Here is a 21,778-nt window from a genome sequence, read left to right as displayed (position 1 = left end):
TACTTTTATAAAATTTTTTAGGAAACGATAATATGGTTAAAACTTATGTTTTTGGACATAAAAGTCCTGATAGTGATACAATCACATCAAGTATTGTAATGGCAAACTTAGAAAATGAATTAGGTAACCGTGAAGCAAAAGCTTACAGATTAGGAAATATAAATAAAGAAACTGAATTTATTTTAAATTATTTAAATATTGATGCACCAGAGCTTTTAGAGAATGTTGAAGATGGTTCAAATGTCATTCTAGTTGATCATAACTCTCCTGCTGAATCTGTTGATAATTTAGAAAATGCAAATATTTTAAAAGTTGTTGACCATCATAAGTTAGCTTTAGAAACATCTTATCCTTTATTTTTAAGATTTGAACCAGTTGGATGTACTGAAACTATTTTATACAAACTTTATGAAGAGAATGAAGTTGAAATCACAAAAGAAATTGCGACTTTAATGTTGTCTGCAATAATTTCCGATACTTTACTTTTAAAGTCCCCAACAACAACTGATGATGATATAATGACTGTTGAAAAACTTGCTAAAATTGCTGAAGTTAATGCTGAGGAATACGGTTTAGAAATGCTTAAAGCAGGAACAGATTTAAGTAGTTTTACTATTGATGAAATTCTTTCTTTAGATGCAAAACAGATTGACTTTAAAAATGTAAAATCAATTGTAAATCAAGTTAACACTGCTGATATTTCTGATGTAATGGCTATGAAAAGTGATTTGGAAGCAGGCATCAACAAAATTATTGATGAAGAAGGTTTAGATTTATTCATGCTTTTAATTACTGATATTGTAAATAGTAATTCTCAAGTTATTGCATTGGGTAAAGATGCTGGTCTTGTTGAAAAGGCATATGATGTAAAATTGGAAGATAATACTGTATTGCTTGAAGGTGTTGTATCACGTAAAAAACAAGTGGTGCCAATTATGACTGAAAATGCATAATTTTTTTTGATTTTTCTAAATATTTTCTATTTAATGTCTTTGATATAAAGATTTATAAAGTAGTTTAATAATAAGTATTAATTAGATGTATTTTTATACATCTCTAGTCAATCCATTTTTTGGATATTTTAAGCGGAGAGCATAATTAAAAATTGTCTAAAAATTAGGCTTAGAAACTAACAATTAATTATGCTTTCAACTATTTTTTATATATTTTTTTTATATGGTGTTAATTATGAAAACACTTGAATGGGAAGATAACAGATTAAAACTTATTGATCAAACAAAACTTCCTGATGAATTAACTTATGTTTATTGTGATAATTATCAGGATGTTATTGTAGCTATTCGTGATATGATTGTTCGTGGTGCTCCAGCAATTGGGGTAACTGCAGGTTTTGGAATGGCTTTGGCGGATATAGAGGGTGTTGATTTATATAAAGCGGCAAATGAAATTAAAGCCGCAAGACCGACAGCAGTTAATTTATTTTGGGCTGTGGATAGAGTATTGAATAGTGATGACCCTTTAAATGAAGCTTTAAAAATGTATGATGAGGATATGGCAACAAATAGGGCTATTGGAAAATTTGGTGCTGAAATAATTGATGATGGGGATACAATTTTAACTCACTGCAATGCAGGTGCTCTTGCATGTGTTGATTATGGGACTGCTTTAGGCGTTATCCGTGCTGCACATGAACAGGGTAAAAATATTAATGTAATTTGTGATGAAACTCGTCCACGTGGGCAGGGAGCCAGTTTAAGTGTATGGGAAATGCAGCAGGAAAATATTCCAGTTAAATTAATTCCGGATGTTGCTTCAGGATTTTTAATGTCTCAGGGAAGAATTGATAAAGTAGTAATTGGTGCAGATAGGATAGCTAAAGGTGGTGTTGTTAATAAGGTAGGTTCTTTTATGGTTGCACTCGCTGCTAAACATCATGATATTCCATTTTATGTGGCGGCTCCATATTCCACTTTTGATAATGAGATATCTATTTATGATACTGTTATTGAAGAAAGGGATGGTGATGAAGTTCGATATTATGGTGGTGCAAGAATTTGCCCTGAAGGAACTGAAGTTATAAATCCTGCTTTTGATATTACTCCAAAAGAGTTAATCACAGGAATCATTACTGAAAAAGGAATCATTGACCCAATTTAAATGATGGTATGGTATTACAATAACTATTTATGTTAGGATTATGAAATATTTATGTAACATAATTTATGAATTTCACAATGGTTATGGAATAATATATTTTGATTCATTATTGGGCTTTATTTTAAAAATGAAAATTTAGTTTATTCAATTTCATAATGTGTGTGGAAATTTAAAAATTATAGAAGTGATATGTGGGGATTGAATATGGAAATAAAAAGTAATAAAAATGCTAATTATCCTCTTTTAATTGATGATTTGGTTAAAGAATTATTAAAAGATGATTTCGTACATTTTAAAATATTGTGTGGTAGTGAAGTTCATCATTTTAACAAGGAAGATGATTCAATTATTGAATTTGAAGAGACCTATGTAAAAGAAACTAGTGAAAACGGGGACATGCTGTATATACCTTACCCTGATATTTTCAGAGTTAAATTATATAGGGATATGGATCAATATCTTGAAGATGAGAAGAAATTTAATGCTTTCAATGATGATGACGATTGGACTGGAAACAGAATCCAATTCTAATTATCTACTTTTTTTTAATATTTTTTTTTATTGTTACTTTTCAATAATTTTTTTTAAATGAATTATTTTTTTAATATTGTAGAAATGTTGAAATTGGCTATTTTTGATGTTTGGCATTAGTCCTGTTTAAATAAATACATTTAAAATTACAATAATTTGAATTATTTTTATAATTTATTTGATTTAATATCAATTATATAATATTTTTTAACTAAATTTAATAAAATCCTATTAAAAATTAAATTCATTATATAATCGAATAATTTATTACTGTCTATATAGAAAAATAATATTACACAAATGAGGTGTTATATGTTAAATAAATTTTTTAAATTAGATGAAAATAATACTAACATCAAAACAGAAGTTATAGCTGGTATCACAACTTTCCTTGCTATGTCTTATATTTTGGGAGTTAATCCTGGAATGTTGTCTCAAACTGGAATGTCATTGGAAGGGGTGTTTATTGCAACTGCTCTTGCTTCTGGTGTTGCTTGTATTATAATGGGGCTTCTTGCTAATTATCCTGTTGGTCTTTCAGCAGGGATGGGGTTAAATGCGATTTTTACCTATACTATTGTTTTGGGTATGGGTATGTCTTGGCATGCTGCACTTGCTGCAGTATTTTTATCAAGTGTACTATTTTTCATTATTACAATTGTTGGTTTAAGGGAAGCTATTTTAAATTCAATTCCAAAAGATTTAAAATTGGCTATAGGTTCTGGTATTGGTTTTTTCCTTGCATTTTTAGGGCTTTCCAATGCAGGGATTGTTGTAAGTGATCCTTCAACAATTGTTGGTGTTGGTAATTTACTTTCACCATCCGTAGGCCTTGCTTTGGTTGGTATTATAATAACATTGGTTTTATATGTTAGAAAAGTTCCTGCAGCTGTATTCTTTGGATTGGTAATAACTGCAATAATAGGAGTTATATATACAGGACTTGGATATGCCACACCGGGTGTTGTAATGCCTTCTGTTCCGACTACTTGGGTATCTTTTAACTTAGATTTTAGTGTATTCGGAGGATTTATTTCAGGATTTGGTGAATTATTTAAAAATATTCCGGGAATGATTGTAATTCTGTTCTCATTATTATTTGTTGCATTTTTCGATACAACTGGAACTTTGATTCCTCTTGCTAAAGAGTGTGGATATGAAAATGAAGATGGTACTACAGAAGGAATTAACAGGGCATTTATTAGTGATGCACTTGGAGGAATTGTAGGTGCTGTTTTTGGATCAAGTACTGTAACTGCATATGTTGAAAGTGCAACAGGTATAGGTCTTGGTGGAAGAACAGGTGTTACTGCAATCGTAACTGGTATTTTATTTATTTTATCAGTATTTATTGCCCCTGCTGTACTGGCACTGTTTACTTCTTCCGTTACTTCTGCTGCATTAGTAATTGTTGGTGTATTGATGTTTGTCCAAATTAGGGAAATTGAATGGGATGACTTTGCTATTGTTGCATCTGTCTTTGTAACTATTCTGATGATGCTTTTAAGTTATTCTATTTCTTTAGGTATTGCATTCGGATTCCTCACTTATGCTGTTACAAAAATTGCAGCTGGAAAATATAAAGAATTAAATCCTTTAGTATGGGTTTTAGTTGTTATTTTCGTTCTTTACTTGATATTTGGAATTTAGGGGATATATCCTCTAAATCTTTTTTTTTGAGAAAGTGGAATTTATAAATATTTATATAATTTATTTTTCAAATATTAATATAGTTCAGTTTAAGAGGTGAATTTATGGAAAATGAACAAATTTTTGCAATTGTGGGATATGTTCTCGCTATTTTAATACCTATTTTAGGAATAATTTTAGGGTTAGTACTCCTCTTCACTAAAGGTGATGAAAGTGAATATCTCAGAAAACACTCCAAATATATTATTATTGTGGGTGTTGTTATGATTGTACTGTCTATTATCTTAGTGATGTTATTTGGAATATCTCTTCTTGGTATAGGTATGGCTATGTCTTAATTAACCATATCTTTTGTTATTTCTTTTTTTTTTTAATTAATTTTTGCATCGATAGCCACGTGCCACTCTCCGGGGCTTGTGGATTTAACTTTACGTGTATTTATTATTTCAATGTCTTTTCCTAATTTTTCACATGTATTTTTCAATCGATTTATTCCTTGGTCATATGAATCAGAAAACTCATAATAATTAATTATTCCACCATCTTCAATTAAATTAAAAGCAACATCAAGAAAAGTATATGCAAGACCTGGAAGATTCATGATTATTCGGTCAAATTTTAAATTAAATGATTTGCTAACTTCACGAACATCACCGCAGTAAGTATTGATATTTCCTTTGAGTTTGTTGAGTTTGATATTTTCATCCAGATATTTTATTGCTTCTTCATTGATGTCTACTGCAGTTATGTCAACATTTTTATTTCTGGCAATTACAATAGGGAATGGTCCGATTCCGCAAAACATATCAAGTATTTTTTCACCATCTTTAACACTCTCCATTACTCTTTTTCTTTCAGTTGCAAGCCTTGGTGAAAAATAAACTTCTTTTACATCTAATTTTAACCTTGCCCCATGTTCTTTATGTATTGTTATGGAATTATCTGTACCGGCTAAAAATTCCAAATCTCTCACTCTTGTTGTTCCTTTGATTGCACTTTTTTTCATGTAAATGGATTTTCTTTTTGTAAATTTCAGTGCGGCATCTCCAATGAGCTGTTTTTTATCCTGTAAATCTTCAGGAATTTCTAAAATTACAACATCGCCTATGGTGTCAAATGATGTTCGTAGGTTTTCAATTTCTTCGCTGTTGAGTTCATCTTCAAGTAATTCAGAAAAATTATGTGGAACTTTTTTCATTGGTTCTAGTTCGATATCATCAATTTCATAATCTTCGATATCTTCAGTAATGGGAATATATCCATAATCATCACAAGCTTTAATTCTATATTCCATACTCATTATGCCTTTTTCCATTAATTTTATACGAGTATCATTTAACTGTCTTAAAGGAACTTTTACACATTTCATAAGATTTATTATGTTTAAATTCTTATATAATGTATATGTTTTATTTAGTGGGTTTAGGTTTATTTGACCATAAAGATATTTCTCTTAAAGGTTTGGAATGTTTAAAAAATGTTGATAAAATTTATGCTGAATTTTTCACATCAAGATTATTTGGTTCAAGCTTTGAAGCTATTGAAGAATTGGTGGGTCAAAAAATTGAAATATTAGTTAGGAATGAAGTTGAAGAAGAGTCCAAATTTATTGGGGAAGCCCAAACTGCCGATGTTGCATTAATCACTGGTGGCGACCCTTTAATTGCAACTACTCACAGTGATTTTTTGGTTCAATGCTCTAAAAAGGGAATTGAATATGAAGTAATACATGGTTCTTCAATTTTATCTTCTGCGCCGGCCATTTCTGGTCTTCAGGGATATAAATTTGGTAAGGTAACAACAATACCTTTCCCAGATTATAATTTTTATCCGAAGTCTCCTTATGAGTCTATTGAAGAGAATTTGAAAATGGATTTGCATACTCTTGTTTTGCTTGATATTCAAGCTCATAAAGATCGATATATGACAGTTAATCAGGGTTTGGAATATCTTATGAATATCAAGGATAATCTTGGCCGTGATGGTTTGATTACAGAAGAGACCTTAGCAATGGGTATTGCGCGTGTTGGTTCTAGTGATGTGGTTGTTAAAGCAGGTAAAATTTCAGATTTAATTGATTTTGATTTTGGAGGTCCTCTTCATTGTATTATTATTCCTTCTAAACTTCATATTGTTGAAGCGGAGTATTTGGTTGAGATAGCTGGAGCTGACCCAGAAATATTGGATGAAATTTAGTTTTTTTTAAAAAGGGGGAGTGGAAGTAGTGTTTTCTACTTCCTAATAATGAAACATATTCTAAACATTTTTGGAGATTATAAAATGATTGACTGATGTTCATATAAAGATATGAATATTATTTCACATCGTTTATTAGTTATATTTTTATTGCATATAAATGTTTTTATTTGATTTTCATTTTTTTAATAATTATTTTGGTGTGGCTTTGGAAAATTTGAGTATGATGTCTGGTTTTCGAAAAATAAAAAAAAGGATTTAATATTTATAAAATCCTTTTCCGGCATTAATTCCTGTTTCTCCCGCATCTATTTTTGCTTTAAGCATTTTAGCTATTTTGCCTGGAGTGGAATTTGGGTCTTGTGATTCTGGATTCATAATTATAATATTGTATGCTGTTGTAAGTCCTACAATATCTAATATGTGGAATGGTCCGGCAGGTGCACCTGTTGCTAAAATCCAAGTTTTATCAATGGTTTCATGGTCTGCAACATCATTTGCAAGTAGTGATTCCGCAGCACTTAAGAATGGAACTAATAATGAGTTAAGAATGTATCCAGGTTGTTCTTTTTTAAGTTTTAAAGGAATCATATTTATGTCTTCGGCAAATTTAACTACCTCATCATAATACTCTTGTTCTGTTCCAGGATGACCCATTACCTCTGCAGTGTTATTTTTCCAAATTGTGTTTGCAAAGTGCAGTGAAAGATATTTTTCTGGTCTTCCGGTATATTCTGCAAACATTGATGGAAGTAATGTTGATGAATTGGTCACAAGAATTGTTTTTTTATCCATATATTTTGTTAATTCTTGATAAAAAGCTATTTTCTGTTCTGGATTTTCAGCAATTGCCTCAATTATCAGGTCTGCATCTGAAGCTGCTTCTTCATAACTGGTTGTTAATGTTAAACTTTCATAAGCTTCTTCTGCATTCTTTTTTAAATCATTGATTTCATTTTCAGTTAAATCTCTTTTTTTACTTAAACCTCTGCAATATGCACTTGCATCTGTTTTCATTTGTTCAAGGGTATTGATATAGATATTTTTAAACCTTTCTAATTTGGGTTTTGCTCTTTCTATTGATTCTTCACTTCTAAGCCATATTGTCACATCAAATCCGCAGTATGAAGATTGCAATGCAATTTGGCTTCCAAGTACTCCTCCTCCAGCTACTACAACTTTTTTTATACTCATTTTTAATGCTCCTCTTTTTTTTTAATTATGTGTGTATATGTATAATTTTATTTGATTTTATAGTCTTTTACTTAATGTTTGTACCATTTTTGTAAAATTATTCTTGGGCTGTTAATACTTGTGTATTAAGATTTGTCAAGCTATCTCCCATCGACTTATGGGTTCAGTGAAAAAATATTTTTTTTCACATGTTTGTATGATTTTGTGTTTTTAGTCCTTCGTTTAAGATGTTTTTTGCTGCGTTGATGTCTCTGTGGTGGTGTGTTCCGCAGATGGGGCATTTCCATGCTCGTATTTTGAGTGTTAGGTTGTTTTTTTGGTATCCGCAGATGTTGCATCTTTTGCTTGATGGATAAAATCTGTCTATTTGTATGAATGTTTTTCCATACCATTCTGATTTGTATTTTATCATGTTTAGTAGTTTGTATAATCCAATTTTTTGTAGTTTTTGTGACCATTTGGTGTTTTGGAACATTCCTTTGATGTTTAAATCTTCCATTATTATGGTATCATATTTTTTTACTAGGTATTTGCTGAATTGGTGGTATGCGTTTTGTGTTTTGTTGTTTTTTCTGTTTAGCCATTTATGGTATTTTTTTAGTGTTTTTTGATAGTTTTTGCTCATGTATTTTTGTCTGGATAGTTTCTTTTGGTATTTTTTTATCATCTGATCTTCATGTTTTAGGTCGAAATTGGTTATCTCTTGGCCGTTGGATAGTGTTGCCAGATTTTTTAGTCCTAAATCAATACCAATGTTTTCTCCAGTGGGTTTTAATTCGTTAACACTTGTAATAATGTTTATTAGGGCATAGTATTTTCCGTTTTCTTTTTTAATGGTTATGTTGTTGATTTTTGAAGATTTTAATAATTTACGATATTCTTTACTTGTATGGTAACGAACAAATCCTAATTTCGCTAGTCGTATGCGTCTGTTTGTTATGCGAATATTGTTTCCGTTTTTTTGAATCCTAAAAGATTGTTTAGGATTTTTCTTAGATTTAAACTTAGGATAAGCACTTTTACCTTTAAAAAAACTAGTAAAAGCTTTATTTAAATCACGAAATACTTGCTGCTGACTTGTAGACTCACCTTCACATAAAAAAGAATGCTCTTGCTTTAACATCTTTAAAATAGCATTTAAATTTCCAATATTGGGATTTAAATGACAATCATGACTAGAAAACAACTTATATAAATCATTGTATCTTGAAAGCATATTATTCCAGATAAAACGTGCATTACCAATATTTTGATTCAATACTTGCATCATATTATTATCAGGAAGAATCTCCACTTTTAAACCTTTATTCACAACATTAACCATAAAAAAAATAACACTCCCATATTATTTTATTATATAATTCTAATTATTTTTTTTAGAAAACACAAATTCCCTAAAAAATAATACAATAATTATTATAATATAACATAACATATTTAAATAAAACCAAAGAGAGCAAATGAAAAGTAATATGCAAATGGTAAAAACTTTAAGAAATATACTATAATATAAATTATAATTTTCAATAAACTATTTAAGTATTAATTTATAATTGTTATTTACTGGTGGTTTTTATGAATAAAAATAGAATGTTGTTTGGTGTTATGATAGTACTAATTCTTGCAATGGTTATTTCTTCATCATCCGCTTTTTCATTATTTGGCAAACAGCCTACAAAAATAGGTATTGGAAGTAATGGTACTATTGATAAAGGAAATGAGATAACTGTTAAACTGACTGATAATAATGGAACTCCAATTGTTAATCAAACTATTAAAGTTATTATAACTGGTGAAGGTATTAAAGAAAATAATTCTGTCATTACCAATAGCAAAGGTTGTGCAAAAATAAAAATGGATTATGGTGCTGGAAGGTATACCGTAAATTGTACATATGCAGGTAATGATGATATGCAGTCAAGTATGTCCGTTAAAAATATAACAATTAACGAAATTGAAGAAACTGAGTATGATTATTCTGACTATGAGGAGGATTACGGTGCATTTTATAGTTATCAGGATGGCAGAACTATTTACACTGGTGAAATCCGGGAGGGGCCTGACGGAAATTACTATGAACATTTAGGATACAATGAGTGGGTGTTGGTTTAGTAAGAACTCATTTTTCATTTTTTCATTTTTTTTTAAAAATTTCAATATTCAAATTCATATGCTAAAATGACTTGAAAAAGGACTAAAACATTTATTAACTATTGTGTACTATCTATTTCTATGTCTAAAAACAAACGTGTAACAATTAGTGTCAATAATGACATTGACTTGAATTTTCGCAGATTGGCCTCCAGTAAGATGTTATTCAAAACTGGATGGTATTCTAAAGCAATTGAAGAGGCTATGTTGTTGTGGATTGAAAAAGAAGATAAATAATTAAAATTATTTTTTCTTTTTTTTCTTTTTTTCCCAGTTAATAATAATTAACTATTTAAATTAAACAAATCTTATTTATTAGTATAGAGTGGTGTCAATAATGGAACGTGATGAATTTAGAACTGTTCGGGTTTATACTAAAAAATATACTAGTAAAGATAAAGATGGTAACGCTGTCGAAAAAGAATCCAAACAAAAACAAGTTAGTCTTAAAAAAGAGGATCCTTTTGAGGATAATGAATTAGTAAAAGTTCTTGCTCAGAAAGATTATGAAAATCTGATTGATAATCAGTTTTCAGATGAAAAAATAGATGAATTTAATCAAACTATTCAGGAAAAAGATGATGAAATAGCCAAACTTCAAGATCAAATTCAAACTCTTAAGGGTTCATTTTTTGATGATGTAGATTCTCTGAAAGAGCAATTAACCGATAAAGAAGAGCTTTTAAAGGCTAAAGATGAAATTCATGAGTTAAATAAAAAAATTACCCAAATCGATGATGAAAGGGTGGCTATTTTTAAAGAACTTGATTATAAAAATAAAATGATTTTGGCTTATAATGTAGAACTCAACAAATCAATTTTAAATGCTATTAATGTGGTAATTGATGAAGCTCGTGACAATATCAACAGAAGAAACGCGCTATTAATTAAGGATTTGGAAAAATCAATTGAAAAATCAAAACATGATGTGAATGAAAAGAATAAGGCAATAGCATATGATATAAAAAGCACTGTTGAAGACATGAATGAGCAAATTAGAAATACAAGTACTTTAAAGATGATTTTAAATAAAAACAAGATTAACTTAAGAGTTCCTACTGAAGATTTACTTAAACCATTTGATTTTGATTTTGATGTTGAACAGTTGCTTTCTGGACAAGCTTTGGAACTTGATGCGGCGGAAATTTTAAAAGAAGTAATGCCAAAACTTCCAGAACCATTCTCCAAATATATTGACACTATTGAAGAAACTCCTGAAACTATCGAAGTTTCATCTAAAAAAGAGGATTGATTTATGAGGACATTTAATACTGGAAAAATTATTTTTGAATATCCTAGTGGGTGGGAAGTTGAAAAAGCAGATATTTTATCAAATCCAGATTGTATTGCCACATTATCCAAAGGTCAGGATAACCTTATTAATGCTGTAATGTTTCCAACTGCCACTAATCTGGACGATTATAAAATTTTTATGGAAGATGCAATTTCAGATGATGGTGGTGTTATCATATCTTCTGATTTTGTTCAAATTGCAGGCATGGACGCAATCAAACTTCAAGCCAATATGGATACTCCTGAAATCAACTTTGATATTCATACTTATGTTTTTATTGAAAAAGGAGATATTTATATTTTTGAATTGAGAACTTTGGATGTTTCCGGTGAATCTGAAAGACAATTCAAAAACATGATTCAAACTTTTAGGATATTAAAATAATTGTGTGTATTCGAGTAGGTATTCCATTTGTGTTCTATCAAGAATTTTTAGAGTTGAGATGTTTTGAGGTGTTGTGCCTGATCTCTCTTCTACTAAATTTCTCAATGAATTGTTTTTTATATGTGCATGAATTTCCTTTATTACAAACTCCATATTTTCTATATTTTTTTCTTCTAACTCTTTTTGGTCAATATTTTCAAAAATTGGATACTTATTTAAGTCATATGCTTTGGTTGGTGTTTGTAATACATTTAAATGACTATAATAATTTGCGGAATCAACTAAAAATCCATCAATCCCCATATATGTTAATATTGGCATAAATGAAAGTTCTGCAAATGAAAAAATAAAGTAACTTGTTTTTTTAGCTTCTTTTTTTAGTGAAATAATAACATCAACTAATTCTCGAGGATTTGTTAAAAGTGCATCTCCATTTGCTATAATAAACCCATTGTATCCAATTTCTTCGAGTTGCTTTAAACATTCTACTCTTAAATCAACATATTTTGAACCTTGGATGACAGCAATGTCTGATTCATTAACATGTTCTTTAGCTAATTTCAATGTTTCTTTGACATTAAACTCCGCAATTTCGCGGTCAATGTTATATGCTGAACCCTGGTTGGGTGCTATTTTTAAATCATTGGCATAAAAAATTTTAGGAGTTAATTTTCCATCAAGTTTTCCTAATCTTCCGGGTCCGTCATGTGATTTAATTTCGAATTTTTTTATCATTTATTTCTATCCTATCTATTTTTAATATATGGTTTATCGTTTTAGGTTAATAAAAATTTTTTTATTAAGTGTAATCATTTAGATTACAGTAGTAAAAAATTTAGTAACCTTTATATATGTATTTTTAAATATTATTATTATGGATTTGAGGAGATTATCCTATGATTATCCGAGGTGTGTTTTCAATGTCTATAGTAAATCGTCTTAAAAATCTATTTAAAGGAGAAAAAGAAGAAAAAGACATCAAGGCTGATGTTTCAAACACATCTGATGATGTCGAAGTTACTTCTAAAAGAACTGTAGATGTATCTGTTTCTTTTGAAAAAAAAGAGGACGGTTCTAAAGAATTAGCTTTTAAAAAAGACATCGAAACTTTAGAAGGCGACAAAATAGAAAAAGAGACTGTTGTTAGCGTTTCTAAAACTGAAGAAGTTTCATCTGAAGAAATTGTGGAAGAAACTAAGGCTGTTGAGGAAGTCGAAGTTTCTGTAGATGGTGAATCTGAATCAGACATTATTGTCGAAGAATCAGCTGAAGAAGTTGAAGAAGCTTCTGAAGAAGTAGATGCTGATGAAATTGAAGAAAATTCAAATAAAGATACAAAAGGAGATAATATGACTTTATTAACTGATAAAGAATTATTAAATGATAGTAATCGTGACCCAGATTTCACTGCTGAGTTCATCGATGCTGGAATCGAAACTGTTAAACACTGTTTCCAATGTGGTACTTGTAGTGGAAGTTGCCCATCTGGAAGAAGAACCCCATATAAAGTAAGACAAATTGTCAGAAAATGTTTATTAGGATTAAAAGAAGAAGTTATTTCTGATGATGCTTTATGGATGTGTACTACTTGTTACACCTGTCAAGAAAGATGTCTCAGAAGTGTTAAAATTGTAGAAATTATCAAAAAAGCACGTAACATTGCTGCTCATGCAGGATACATGGCAAAACCACACAAAATGACTGGTGTATTTGTAATGAACACTGGACACGGTGTACCAATCAACGATGCAACTAAAGCTTTAAGAGCAAAAATTGGTCTTTCAGAAATTCCACCAACAACTCACGCTTATCCAGAAGCTTTAGCTGAAGTTCAAAAAATATGTAAACTTACTGGTTTTGACGAATTAATCGGTTACGATGAAGCAACCGGCGGATTAAAAGAATAAATTAATTAGGAGAGTTATAATATGGAAATTGCATACTTCTTAGGTTGTATCATGAACAACCGTTATCCTGGTGTTGAAAAAGCTACCAGAAAATTATTTGAAGCTTTAGATATTGAATTAAAAGATATGGAAGGAGCATCTTGTTGTCCTGCTCCAGGTGTATTCGGTTCTTTCGATGAGGAAACCTGGGCTACTATTGCAGCACGTAACTTAACTATTGCTGAAGACATGGGTGCAGACATCATGACTGAATGTAACGGATGTTTCGGTTCATTATTTGAATGTAACCACATGTTAAAAGAAGATGAAGATAAAAAAGCTGAAATTAACAAAAACTTAGCTGAAATTGGCAGAGAATATAAAGGAACTATTAATGTTAAACACTTTGCTCAAATTTTAAGAGATGATGTTGGTTACGAAAAATTAGCTTCTTTAATTGAAAAACCTTTAGACTTAAATGTTGCTGTTCACTACGGTTGCCACTTCTTAAAACCTACTGAAACTATTGGTATTGAAGATCAAGCTGAAAATCCATCTATTTTAGATGAACTTGTAGAAATTACTGGTGCTAAATCAGTTGACTACAAAGATAAAATGATGTGCTGTGGTGCTGGTGGAGGTTTAAGATCTAGAGATTTAGATGTAACTACTAGTTTCACCAAAGAAAAACTCGACCACATGACCGAAGCTGGTGTAGATGCTATCGTTAACGTATGTCCGTTCTGCCACTTACAATTTGACCAAGGTCAAGTTGAAGTAAACGAAAAATACGGAACTGACTTTGCTCTTCCTGTATTCCACTTAGCTCAATTATACGGTTTAGCTATGGGATTATCTCCAGAAGAGTTAACCTTTGATGCTCAAAGAATCGATGCAACTCCTGCACTTGCAAAAGCATTAGGTGAAAACGCTAAATAAATTTAAAGGATTTTTTTCCTTTTTATTTTTTTTATTTTAGGCCTTGAAAACACAATTCGGATAGGTTATCCTAGGATAACCTTTTTTTTATGAATTATTTTTTTTGTTTGAAACTATACGAATAATTCGTAAGTACTTTTATATATGATTAATAAGATAAAATAAACTACAATATGTATAGGTGAAAATTATGTTTTTAGCAACTTTAGATGGTATATTTAAATATAAAGACCTTCCTGAAGAATATGAACCTTATGTTCAATTCAAAGCAACTATTGAAAAAAGAGAATTAAAATCTGACGATGAAATTGCAATTTTAAATATTGCAGGTACTTCAACCCATCATGTATTATTCTTAGATTCTTATCAAAATATCAGTCAAATTGAAAATGAATTAAAAGATGCTGATGCTAAAATTAACCATACTACTTTAAAAATTATAGGTGGACATTTATGAGCTTACCGTCTGAACAAAATTGGTTAGTTCTTCATCATCTCATAACTGATTTAAATAAAAAGGGATATGAGATTCCTAAGGGTATTAACCCTGAGATGGGGATAATTAGATCTACTATTAGTTCCTATAAAAGAGACCCTTCTCATCCTGAATTAATCAATGGTTTGGCAAAAGCTGAAATGTCATTAAATAATATTCAAGGAACTCTTTTAACTCTTGCAGAACAAGAAGGAGAAGAATATGTTGATGAATGGCTTGATTTATTGAAACGAGTCATGAGAGGCGAAAAAGTATTTGAATTTGCAAAATCTAGGTCAAAATTCATTGTAAATACTCCTCCGGGGTTAACTACTGGTAGAATAAATTTAAAAGTTCCATTAGCAGAAGAAAGAGTTCAGGAAATTGCAGAGTGGAATGGTCTTATTATAGAATTTGAAGATGATGTTACTGTCGAATTACATGGGGATAAACCTGATCTTCAAATTGGATTGAAAGAGATGGGATCTTTCTTTTTAGAACAATGAGGTGATTATATGACTAAAATTTTAGCAATTAGTGATGTTCATGGTGAAGAAAACGAAAATTTATATAATTATTTAAATAATAATGATGATATTGATTTAGTTTTAATTTTAGGAGATATAACTGATTTCGGACCTTTAGATTTTGTTTCAACATTCATTAATAAAGTAGCAGACTGCGGTGTGGATGTAATTGCTATTCCTGGTAATTGTGACCCAACAGGAATATGTAATGCAATTAATGATGTGTCATTCTGTCTTCATAATAATATTATTGCTTATGGGGATGCGATATTATTTGGATTTGGCGGATCTAATCCTACTCCATTCAATACTCCTGGTGAAATGGATGATGATAAAATATATGCTGCTGTTTATGATTTATTAGCAAATTATGATTATGTTTACAATTCTGATGTTCCTAAAGTAAGAATATTAGTTACTCATGCCCCACCTTTTAATACTGCAGCAGATAGAGTTGAAAATGGTGAACACGTTGGAAGTTCAGGAATTCAAAAATCAATATATGAATTTGAACCTGAAATAAATCTTTGTGGTCACATTCATGAAGCAAGGTCAATTAGTAAAATCGGAAAAACAACCGATGTAGCAAATCCTGGTATGCTTAAAGATAATGGTGCTGTTTTAATAGATATTAAAGATGGTTCCAATTATGATTTAAGTCTTATTTCATTAGATGAATAGGATTTTAATTCATCTTTTTTTTCTATTTTTTTTATTTGTAAAAATCAAATAACAAATTTTATTTAACAATAACTAAAAATATAAAATCAGATTATATTAGTAAGTGATTTTATGATTTGGGTTATTGGCAATGTAGATGGTAAACAATATAAAGAACCTTTTTCTAAAGGTATAATGTCTCGTTCTCTTAATGTTGCAGATATTGGAACTGAAAGAGCGCATGATATTGCTAGTGATATTGAATCAGAGTTGATTGAAAAGAATATTACTGAAATTTCTAGTTTGGATTTGGCAAATGTTGTTTTAGGACATCTTGATAGAATAGACCCTAAGATTGCTAAAAAATATAAAAATTGGAGATCTTTAAGAACTTCTAAAAAACCGTTGATTATTTTAATTGGTGGGGCATCTGGTGTTGGAACATCTTCAATGGCTTTTGAATTGGCTAATAGATTAAGATTAAAAAATCTTATCAGCACAGATATGATTCGTGAGGTAATGCGTAAAATTGTATCTAAAGAGTTAAGTCCTGTAATTCATAAATCTAGTTTTGATGCGTATCAGAGTATAAGGACTCCTTCTATTCGCATTGATTCAGTTATTGAAGGTTTCATTAGTCATGTGGATGTTGTTAATGTAGGTATTGAAGCTATTATTGAAAGGTCTGTTAAAGAAGGTATCAGTACTATCATTGAAGGTGTTCATATTGTTCCTGGTTTTATCAGACAAGATTTGATAGATAATAATAATATAATTATTTTTACTTTGACTGTTGATGATGAAGAAGCACATAAACAAAGGTTTTATTCCAGATGCAGACAGCCGTGGGTAAAAAGATCTCTTGAACGGTATATGGAAAATTTCACTACTATTCGAAAAACCCAACAGTTTTTAGTTGAACAGGCTAAAATTCATGATGCGCATGTTATTAACAATGTGGATATTAATGAAACTATAGATGTCATGGTAAATGATATTCTTGAAAAATTCGGAGGAATAGAAGATGTTAAACAAGAAAGTGAAAGCGATAATGACAACTGATGTAATTACTACTACTTCAGATATTGATGTTGTTTATGCTTTTGAAAAATTGATGAAACATAAAGTTAGTTCTCTTCCAGTTGTTGAAGAGGATAAACTAATAGGGATTATAACTGCAACAGATGTTGGACACAATTTAATCCTAGATAAATATGAATTGGGAACAAGTGTTGAGGAAATAATGATAAAATCAGTCGTTACCATATCTCCTGAAGACACTCTTGAAACTGCAATTAACATAATGAAAGAAGGTGTTTCTTCTTCAGGTATTTTAAATCAACTTCCAGTAGTTGAAAATGGTAAATTAGTGGGTATTATTTCTGATGGGGACATTATTCAGGAAATATTTTAATTTATATCTTTTTTATTTATTTTAATTATTTTTTACGTTTTTTTAGTTAGTTACTGTAATAATTGTTATTTCTAGAAATTTTTTTTATTTTTTTCTTTTAATATTTTCTCTGATATTTATGATAAATTTTGGATAACATTTATATAATATTAAATTCATATATTATACTGGCTAGACTGGAGGGTTAGGGGTCCTCTGTAAGCACATACCCCCTTTGGTGCGGTCGAAGTTCAGGAGGCGGCTTTTTAAGAGAATTTAAGCCTAGAAAAAACAACATAGAAACCTCGTCCTGCAGGATTGGTGGTGATGAGATTTTTACTGGAGGGTAAAAATTAGTCATCTTTAATATGGGAATGGGTCAGGCCCGGAAGGGAGCAGCTCTACTATTAACATGCGATGCTTGTAGAATCCCGGGGTGGAGTTGGGTTTTTTAGATCACTTATTTTTTTGAGATTAGTCCACTTCTGAACGTGCCATTAATAAAAATAATTAAGTTTATAAATAAGTTTTAACATATAATTTATTATACTTGTTTTTTTATGTTGTCGGGATGGCCCAGCCTGGTACGGCGTCGGACTGCTAATCCGATGATCATATGATCACCCGGGTTCAAATCCCGGTCCCGGCGTTTTTATTATTTTTCATTTAATTCTTGGTCATGATTGTATTCTAATCCAATTGGACAAGCATGTACCATTGTATATTTTATTTCTGGGATTTCTTTTAAGAGATTATTTTCTACAGCATGTACAATTTTATGTGATTCATTAACGCTTATGTTTCCATCTACTTTTATGTGTAAACTTACTACTGCATAAGAACCTAAATAATCAACTTTAATATTATGTGCTTCTTGTGCATGGGGTGTACTATCAGCAACTTGTTTTATTTTATTTATAAATTCTTTAGATGGTACTTTTCCCATAATATTATCAATATTTTCTTTACCGACTTCATATGCTGTTTTTAAAATTAAAATTCCAATTATTAATCCAATAATTGGATCTAAGATTGGATAACCCATATTAGATACAATAACACTTAATAATACTGCAACGGATGAAAATATGTCAGTTTTTTGATGTTTTCCATCCGCAATAATTGCGGGGCTTCTAATACTTTTCCCTATATTAATGATATATTCACTGACAGATAAATTAACTATGATTCCAAAAACGGCCATTATAGCAGCAAGAGTTTCAGGTACAGTAATTAAAGAAGGATTCAATAGTCTCTCAATGGCTCCGCCCATAATTTCATAAGCAACAAATGCTAAAAATAATACTATGAGTAATCCTCCAATGGCTTCTGCACGTCCATGTCCGATAGGATGCTCTGCGTCGGCAGGTTTTTGGCCAATTCTGAATCCGATATAAGCAATTACTGATGTTACTATGTCTGATAAAGTATGAGCTCCTTCTGAAACCAATGCATAACTTCCAGACGTAATCCCAATTGTCACATTAAAAATAGTTAAAAAGCAGTTTGCAGTTATTGCCACGATAGCTGCTTTGGTCCCTGCTTTGCTTCTAAAATCATCCATTAACTACACGCTCTTCCAATATGTTCATTGCTTTTTCAATATTTTCGTAAGAATTTGCGTAGGACATTCTGACATGATTTTCACCATTAGTTCCAAATGCTGCACCGGGAACTGTTATGACACCTTCTTTTGCTGCTTTTTGAACAAACTCTTTATCTTCAATTTTTGGGAATACATAGAATGCTCCTTCGGCATTTACAGTTTCGTATCCCATTTCATTCAATCTTGATACAATTAAATCACGTCTTTTTCTAAACTCATTAACCATTTTATTTACTTCGTTTTGTGGTCCGGTTAATGCTTCATATGCTCCTCTTTGTGCTACGGTACTTGCACAGGCTATATTGTACTGGTGAATTTTAAGCAATTCTTCAGTATAGTTTTCATTTGCTGTTAAATAACCAATTCTCAATCCGGTCATAGCATAAGTTTTTGAAAATCCATTCAATGTAATTACATTATCACTATACTTTGCTGGAGAGTGATGCTGTTTGTCATAGATAATTTTTTCATAGATTTCATCAGAAATTATTAAAAAATTATAATCCATTGATAAATCTGCAATAGCTTTGATATCTTCTTTTTCCATTACTGCACCAGTTGGGTTTGATGGGGAATTCAACATGATTGCTTTAGTTTTTTTAGTAATTTTATCTAAAACATCTTCAGATTTTAATTTAAATTCATTTTCCATTTTACAGTCAACTGGGACTATTTTCCCACCAGCCATGTTTATGCATGCTTCATATGATAAGAAACTAGGATTTGGAAGAATTACTTCGTCCTCTGCATCTATAAATGCTTGGGCGCACATGTATAATGCTTCACTTGCACCAACAGTAACAATAATATTGTCTGGGTTGGTTTTGATTCCATTGTCTTTATTGAATTTATCTACAATTGCTTCTCTTAATTCAATATATCCTTTATTTGGAGTATAATGAGTATCATTTTCATCAATTGATCTTTTCATTGCATCTTTGATATTTTCAGGCACATTGAAATCAGGTTCTCCAATTCCTAAGTTTATTGCATCTGGGTTGGTAATTTCAAACATTTTTCTTATTTGTGATAATTCAATTGATTTTGTTCTACTTGCTGGATTAATCATAAATTTTTACCTCGCTATTATATTATATATTTATTATAGTAATTTTATTTTTTTCTAGTAATTTTTTCACAGGCTCCACAATTGTAACATGGACTTGTTTCACACCATGGGGTTTGCTTCAAATTTTTTAGTCTTTTGTGTTCTATTTTTAGAAATCTTTTTTCTACACTAACATCAATGCAGTCCCAGGGTAATTCACTATCAATTTCATATTTTGGAAGTATTTCCTTCCATTCTTTTAGGGTAACTGTTTTTGTTAATGATTTTTCAATAGTGTCACCAATGTCCCTATTTCCACAGGACAATATATATTGAATCATACTTTTTTTAGGACTTTCACATTTAATGTTATATTTCTTCATTTCTTTTTTCAGATATCTGGTTTTAGTTTTTATATCTTTAAAATCATAACCTTCCCATTGCAATGGAGTATGGGGCTTTGGAATTAACGGATTCACACTAAATTTCACATGTTTTATGTTATAATGAATATTAGCTATTTTTTTCATAAACTCTGCAAGTTCCTTAATATCTTCTTTTGTTTCTCCGGGTATTCCAATCAGAAAATATAATTTAATTTTGAACCCTAAATCAACGGCATTTTTTATTACTGTAAATATTGTTTCATCTAGTATATCCTTATTTATTACTTTCCGAAGTTTACTTATAGATTCCGGTGCAAGGGTAATAGTTTTCAGTCCGCTTTGCTTTAATGTTTGCAATGTTTTTTCAGTAATTGATTCAATTCTCAATGAGGGTGTTGAAATTTGAAATCCTTTTTTTTCAAGACCATTTATAAGATTTTCCAAATTACTGTAATCAGATACTGATGCACCAATTAATGTGACCTTGTTCAGTCCGGTATTTTCCCTATTTTTTATTGCAATTTCAATTAGTTTTTTATAATCTGTTTCTCTTGTGGGTCTGTAAAGATATCCCGCCATACAAAATCTGCAACCTCTCGTACATCCCCTAGAAACATTTAACATTATAGTGTTATTGAAAATTGTCTGGTAATTTTCATCATCACTTTTGCTGATAACTGGTTCGGTAATGTGATATGTGCTGTTCATGTCATTGACTAACGTGATTTTTGTTTGGTTGTTATATTCTGGAATATAAATTCCCGGTATTTCTAAAAATTTTTTTAAGTTTTTATTAGGATTTTTAAGGTAGGTGTCCAAAAGTTTGTTTAAAGTATATTCTCCTTCACCTATTATGAATAAATCGATATAATCTGATAATGGTAGTGGATTTGAAGTAGCGCAAGGTCCGCCTGCAATAATTAGTGGATCATTATCATTTCTGTCTTTTCTTTTGAGGGGTATTTCTGCATTCTTTAACATTTTTAAAACATTAAAGTAATCTTCTTCAAATTGTAATGTGAAACTTATAATGTCAAAATAGTTCATGTTTGTTTTTGATTCTATGCTTTGTGTATCAGGAAAGATTATTCTTTCACACCACACATCATCTCTTTCATTAATCTGATTGTAGAGTATATTGTAACCTAGTGAAGACATGGCGGTTTTATATATGTTGGGATATGTTAATCCAAAATTAATATTTACATTTTTATGGTTTTTTTGGAATATATTTTTTTCATAAAGCATATAATCAACTGTTTTTTTATATATGTTTTTTACTTTTTAATTTAAATTCTTTTTCTTGTATCAACTGTTTGATTTCTTCTACTTTTCCTAAC

24 protein-coding genes, 1 tRNA gene and 1 other RNA gene are annotated in these 21,778 nt (G+C 30.3%); 19 read left to right on the top strand and 7 right to left on the bottom strand.

Annotated elements, in window-relative coordinates:
* Window positions 1-32: 32 nt before the first annotated feature.
* The 5 genes from Q0P94_RS05330 (at window position 33) to Q0P94_RS05310 (ending at window position 4,637) form a co-directional block, all read left to right on the top strand.
* A complete protein-coding gene (locus Q0P94_RS05330) occupies window positions 33-953 on the top strand; it encodes a manganese-dependent inorganic pyrophosphatase (protein ID WP_295114484.1) in 921 nt (306 codons plus the stop codon).
* A 235-nt stretch (window positions 954-1,188) separates the two neighbouring features.
* On the top strand, window positions 1,189-2,118 hold the full coding sequence (mtnA, locus tag Q0P94_RS05325) for an S-methyl-5-thioribose-1-phosphate isomerase (protein WP_295114482.1): 930 nt from the start codon (window positions 1,189-1,191) through the stop codon (window positions 2,116-2,118).
* Window positions 2,119-2,322: 204 nt separating this feature from the next.
* Entirely contained in the window at window positions 2,323-2,649 is a 327-nt protein-coding gene (locus Q0P94_RS05320) for a hypothetical protein (protein ID WP_295114480.1), read from the top strand.
* Window positions 2,650-2,961: 312 nt separating this feature from the next.
* Window positions 2,962-4,299 (top strand): NCS2 family permease, encoded by a 1,338-nt coding sequence (locus Q0P94_RS05315; RefSeq protein ID WP_295114478.1) that lies wholly within the window; start codon window positions 2,962-2,964, stop codon window positions 4,297-4,299.
* Between the two features lie 104 nt (window positions 4,300-4,403).
* Window positions 4,404-4,637, top strand: coding sequence for a DUF4870 domain-containing protein (locus tag Q0P94_RS05310; RefSeq protein ID WP_295114476.1), 234 nt, complete (start codon window positions 4,404-4,406; stop codon window positions 4,635-4,637).
* A gap of 32 nt (window positions 4,638-4,669) precedes the next feature.
* Here the strand turns inward: Q0P94_RS05310 and Q0P94_RS05305 are convergent, their stop codons facing one another.
* Window positions 4,670-5,668: a class I SAM-dependent methyltransferase family protein gene (locus Q0P94_RS05305; protein ID WP_295114474.1), complete on the bottom strand. Its 999-nt coding sequence runs from the start codon at window positions 5,666-5,668 to the stop codon at window positions 4,670-4,672.
* A 35-nt stretch (window positions 5,669-5,703) separates the two neighbouring features.
* Between Q0P94_RS05305 and dph5 the strand changes: the two genes are divergently transcribed.
* A complete protein-coding gene (gene dph5 / locus Q0P94_RS05300; RefSeq protein ID WP_295114472.1) occupies window positions 5,704-6,495 on the top strand; it encodes a diphthine synthase in 792 nt (263 codons plus the stop codon).
* Between the two features lie 258 nt (window positions 6,496-6,753).
* Here dph5 and Q0P94_RS05295 read toward each other — a convergent pair whose 3' ends face one another.
* Together Q0P94_RS05295 and Q0P94_RS05290 are read right to left on the bottom strand one after the other, a co-directional pair.
* The gene (locus tag Q0P94_RS05295) at window positions 6,754-7,689 is read right to left on the bottom strand and encodes a 3-hydroxyacyl-CoA dehydrogenase (protein ID WP_295114470.1); all 936 of its coding nucleotides are present in this window, start codon (window positions 7,687-7,689) and stop codon (window positions 6,754-6,756) included.
* 184 nt (window positions 7,690-7,873) lie between these two features.
* Window positions 7,874-9,013, bottom strand: coding sequence for an RNA-guided endonuclease TnpB family protein (locus Q0P94_RS05290; protein ID WP_295114468.1), 1,140 nt, complete (start codon window positions 9,011-9,013; stop codon window positions 7,874-7,876).
* A gap of 251 nt (window positions 9,014-9,264) precedes the next feature.
* On the opposite strand from Q0P94_RS05290, the gene Q0P94_RS05285 reads away from it, so the two are divergent.
* The 4 genes from Q0P94_RS05285 to Q0P94_RS05270 all read left to right on the top strand — a co-directional run bounded on the left by Q0P94_RS05285 (window position 9,265) and on the right by Q0P94_RS05270 (window position 11,518).
* On the top strand, window positions 9,265-9,801 hold the full coding sequence (locus Q0P94_RS05285; protein WP_295114466.1) for an Ig-like domain-containing protein: 537 nt from the start codon (window positions 9,265-9,267) through the stop codon (window positions 9,799-9,801).
* Window positions 9,802-9,921: 120 nt separating this feature from the next.
* Complete coding sequence (locus Q0P94_RS05280; protein ID WP_292744920.1) at window positions 9,922-10,077, top strand: hypothetical protein; 156 nt, start codon at window positions 9,922-9,924, stop codon at window positions 10,075-10,077.
* Between the two features lie 100 nt (window positions 10,078-10,177).
* Window positions 10,178-11,092: a hypothetical protein gene (locus Q0P94_RS05275; RefSeq protein ID WP_295114464.1), complete on the top strand. Its 915-nt coding sequence runs from the start codon at window positions 10,178-10,180 to the stop codon at window positions 11,090-11,092.
* A 3-nt stretch (window positions 11,093-11,095) separates the two neighbouring features.
* The gene (locus tag Q0P94_RS05270) at window positions 11,096-11,518 is read left to right on the top strand and encodes a hypothetical protein (protein WP_295114463.1); all 423 of its coding nucleotides are present in this window, start codon (window positions 11,096-11,098) and stop codon (window positions 11,516-11,518) included.
* Here Q0P94_RS05270 and Q0P94_RS05265 read toward each other — a convergent pair.
* A complete protein-coding gene (locus tag Q0P94_RS05265) occupies window positions 11,510-12,253 on the bottom strand; it encodes an archaeosine tRNA-ribosyltransferase (RefSeq protein WP_295114462.1) in 744 nt (247 codons plus the stop codon). The two genes, Q0P94_RS05270 and Q0P94_RS05265, sit on opposite strands and share 9 nt — an antisense overlap.
* A gap of 185 nt (window positions 12,254-12,438) precedes the next feature.
* On the opposite strand from Q0P94_RS05265, the gene hdrC reads away from it, so the two are divergent.
* The 9 genes from hdrC (at window position 12,439) to Q0P94_RS05220 (ending at window position 18,047) form a co-directional block, all read left to right on the top strand.
* Window positions 12,439-13,425: a CoB--CoM heterodisulfide reductase subunit C gene (gene hdrC / locus Q0P94_RS05260; protein ID WP_295114460.1), complete on the top strand. Its 987-nt coding sequence runs from the start codon at window positions 12,439-12,441 to the stop codon at window positions 13,423-13,425.
* Between the two features lie 21 nt (window positions 13,426-13,446).
* Window positions 13,447-14,343 carry a CoB--CoM heterodisulfide reductase subunit B gene (gene hdrB / locus Q0P94_RS05255; protein ID WP_295114458.1) on the top strand — a complete coding sequence of 299 codons (897 nt, stop codon included), beginning with the start codon at window positions 13,447-13,449 and terminating at the stop codon, window positions 14,341-14,343.
* A 190-nt stretch (window positions 14,344-14,533) separates the two neighbouring features.
* Window positions 14,534-14,800, top strand: a complete 267-nt coding sequence (locus tag Q0P94_RS05250) for a DUF749 domain-containing protein (protein ID WP_295114453.1) — start codon at window positions 14,534-14,536, stop codon at window positions 14,798-14,800.
* The gene (locus Q0P94_RS05245; RefSeq protein ID WP_295114450.1) at window positions 14,797-15,324 is read left to right on the top strand and encodes a DUF2096 domain-containing protein; all 528 of its coding nucleotides are present in this window, start codon (window positions 14,797-14,799) and stop codon (window positions 15,322-15,324) included. Before Q0P94_RS05250 ends, Q0P94_RS05245 begins: the two co-directional genes overlap by 4 nt.
* Window positions 15,325-15,333: 9 nt before the next feature.
* Window positions 15,334-16,026, top strand: a complete 693-nt coding sequence (locus tag Q0P94_RS05240) for a metallophosphoesterase (RefSeq protein ID WP_295114448.1) — start codon at window positions 15,334-15,336, stop codon at window positions 16,024-16,026.
* A 111-nt stretch (window positions 16,027-16,137) separates the two neighbouring features.
* Window positions 16,138-17,067 (top strand): 2-phosphoglycerate kinase, encoded by a 930-nt coding sequence (locus Q0P94_RS05235; RefSeq protein ID WP_295114446.1) that lies wholly within the window; start codon window positions 16,138-16,140, stop codon window positions 17,065-17,067.
* Window positions 17,030-17,419 carry a CBS domain-containing protein gene (locus Q0P94_RS05230; protein WP_295114444.1) on the top strand — a complete coding sequence of 130 codons (390 nt, stop codon included), beginning with the start codon at window positions 17,030-17,032 and terminating at the stop codon, window positions 17,417-17,419. The genes Q0P94_RS05235 and Q0P94_RS05230 overlap by 38 nt, the downstream gene beginning before the upstream one ends.
* 164 nt (window positions 17,420-17,583) lie before the next feature.
* Window positions 17,584-17,899, top strand: an RNA gene (gene ffs, locus Q0P94_RS05225) — signal recognition particle sRNA.
* A gap of 64 nt (window positions 17,900-17,963) precedes the next feature.
* Window positions 17,964-18,047, top strand: a tRNA-Ser gene (locus tag Q0P94_RS05220).
* Window positions 18,048-18,053: 6 nt separating this feature from the next.
* Here the strand turns inward: Q0P94_RS05220 and Q0P94_RS05215 are convergent.
* From Q0P94_RS05215 to Q0P94_RS05205, 3 genes are read right to left on the bottom strand one after another with little or no spacing between them, the layout of a single operon-like run.
* On the bottom strand, window positions 18,054-18,962 hold the full coding sequence (locus Q0P94_RS05215) for a cation diffusion facilitator family transporter (RefSeq protein ID WP_295114441.1): 909 nt from the start codon (window positions 18,960-18,962) through the stop codon (window positions 18,054-18,056).
* Window positions 18,955-20,073, bottom strand: a complete 1,119-nt coding sequence (locus tag Q0P94_RS05210) for a pyridoxal phosphate-dependent aminotransferase (protein ID WP_295114437.1) — start codon at window positions 20,071-20,073, stop codon at window positions 18,955-18,957. The genes Q0P94_RS05215 and Q0P94_RS05210 overlap by 8 nt, the downstream gene beginning before the upstream one ends.
* 44 nt (window positions 20,074-20,117) lie before the next feature.
* Entirely contained in the window at window positions 20,118-21,686 is a 1,569-nt protein-coding gene (locus Q0P94_RS05205; RefSeq protein ID WP_295114435.1) for a radical SAM protein, read from the bottom strand.
* Between the last annotated feature and the right edge of the window lie 92 nt (window positions 21,687-21,778).

The organism is uncultured Methanobrevibacter sp., from assembly GCF_946184425.1.
Lineage (GTDB): Archaea > Methanobacteriota > Methanobacteria > Methanobacteriales > Methanobacteriaceae > Methanocatella.
Note: the sequence above shows the minus strand (reverse complement) of the source record. Positions and strands in the feature narration are given on the sequence as shown.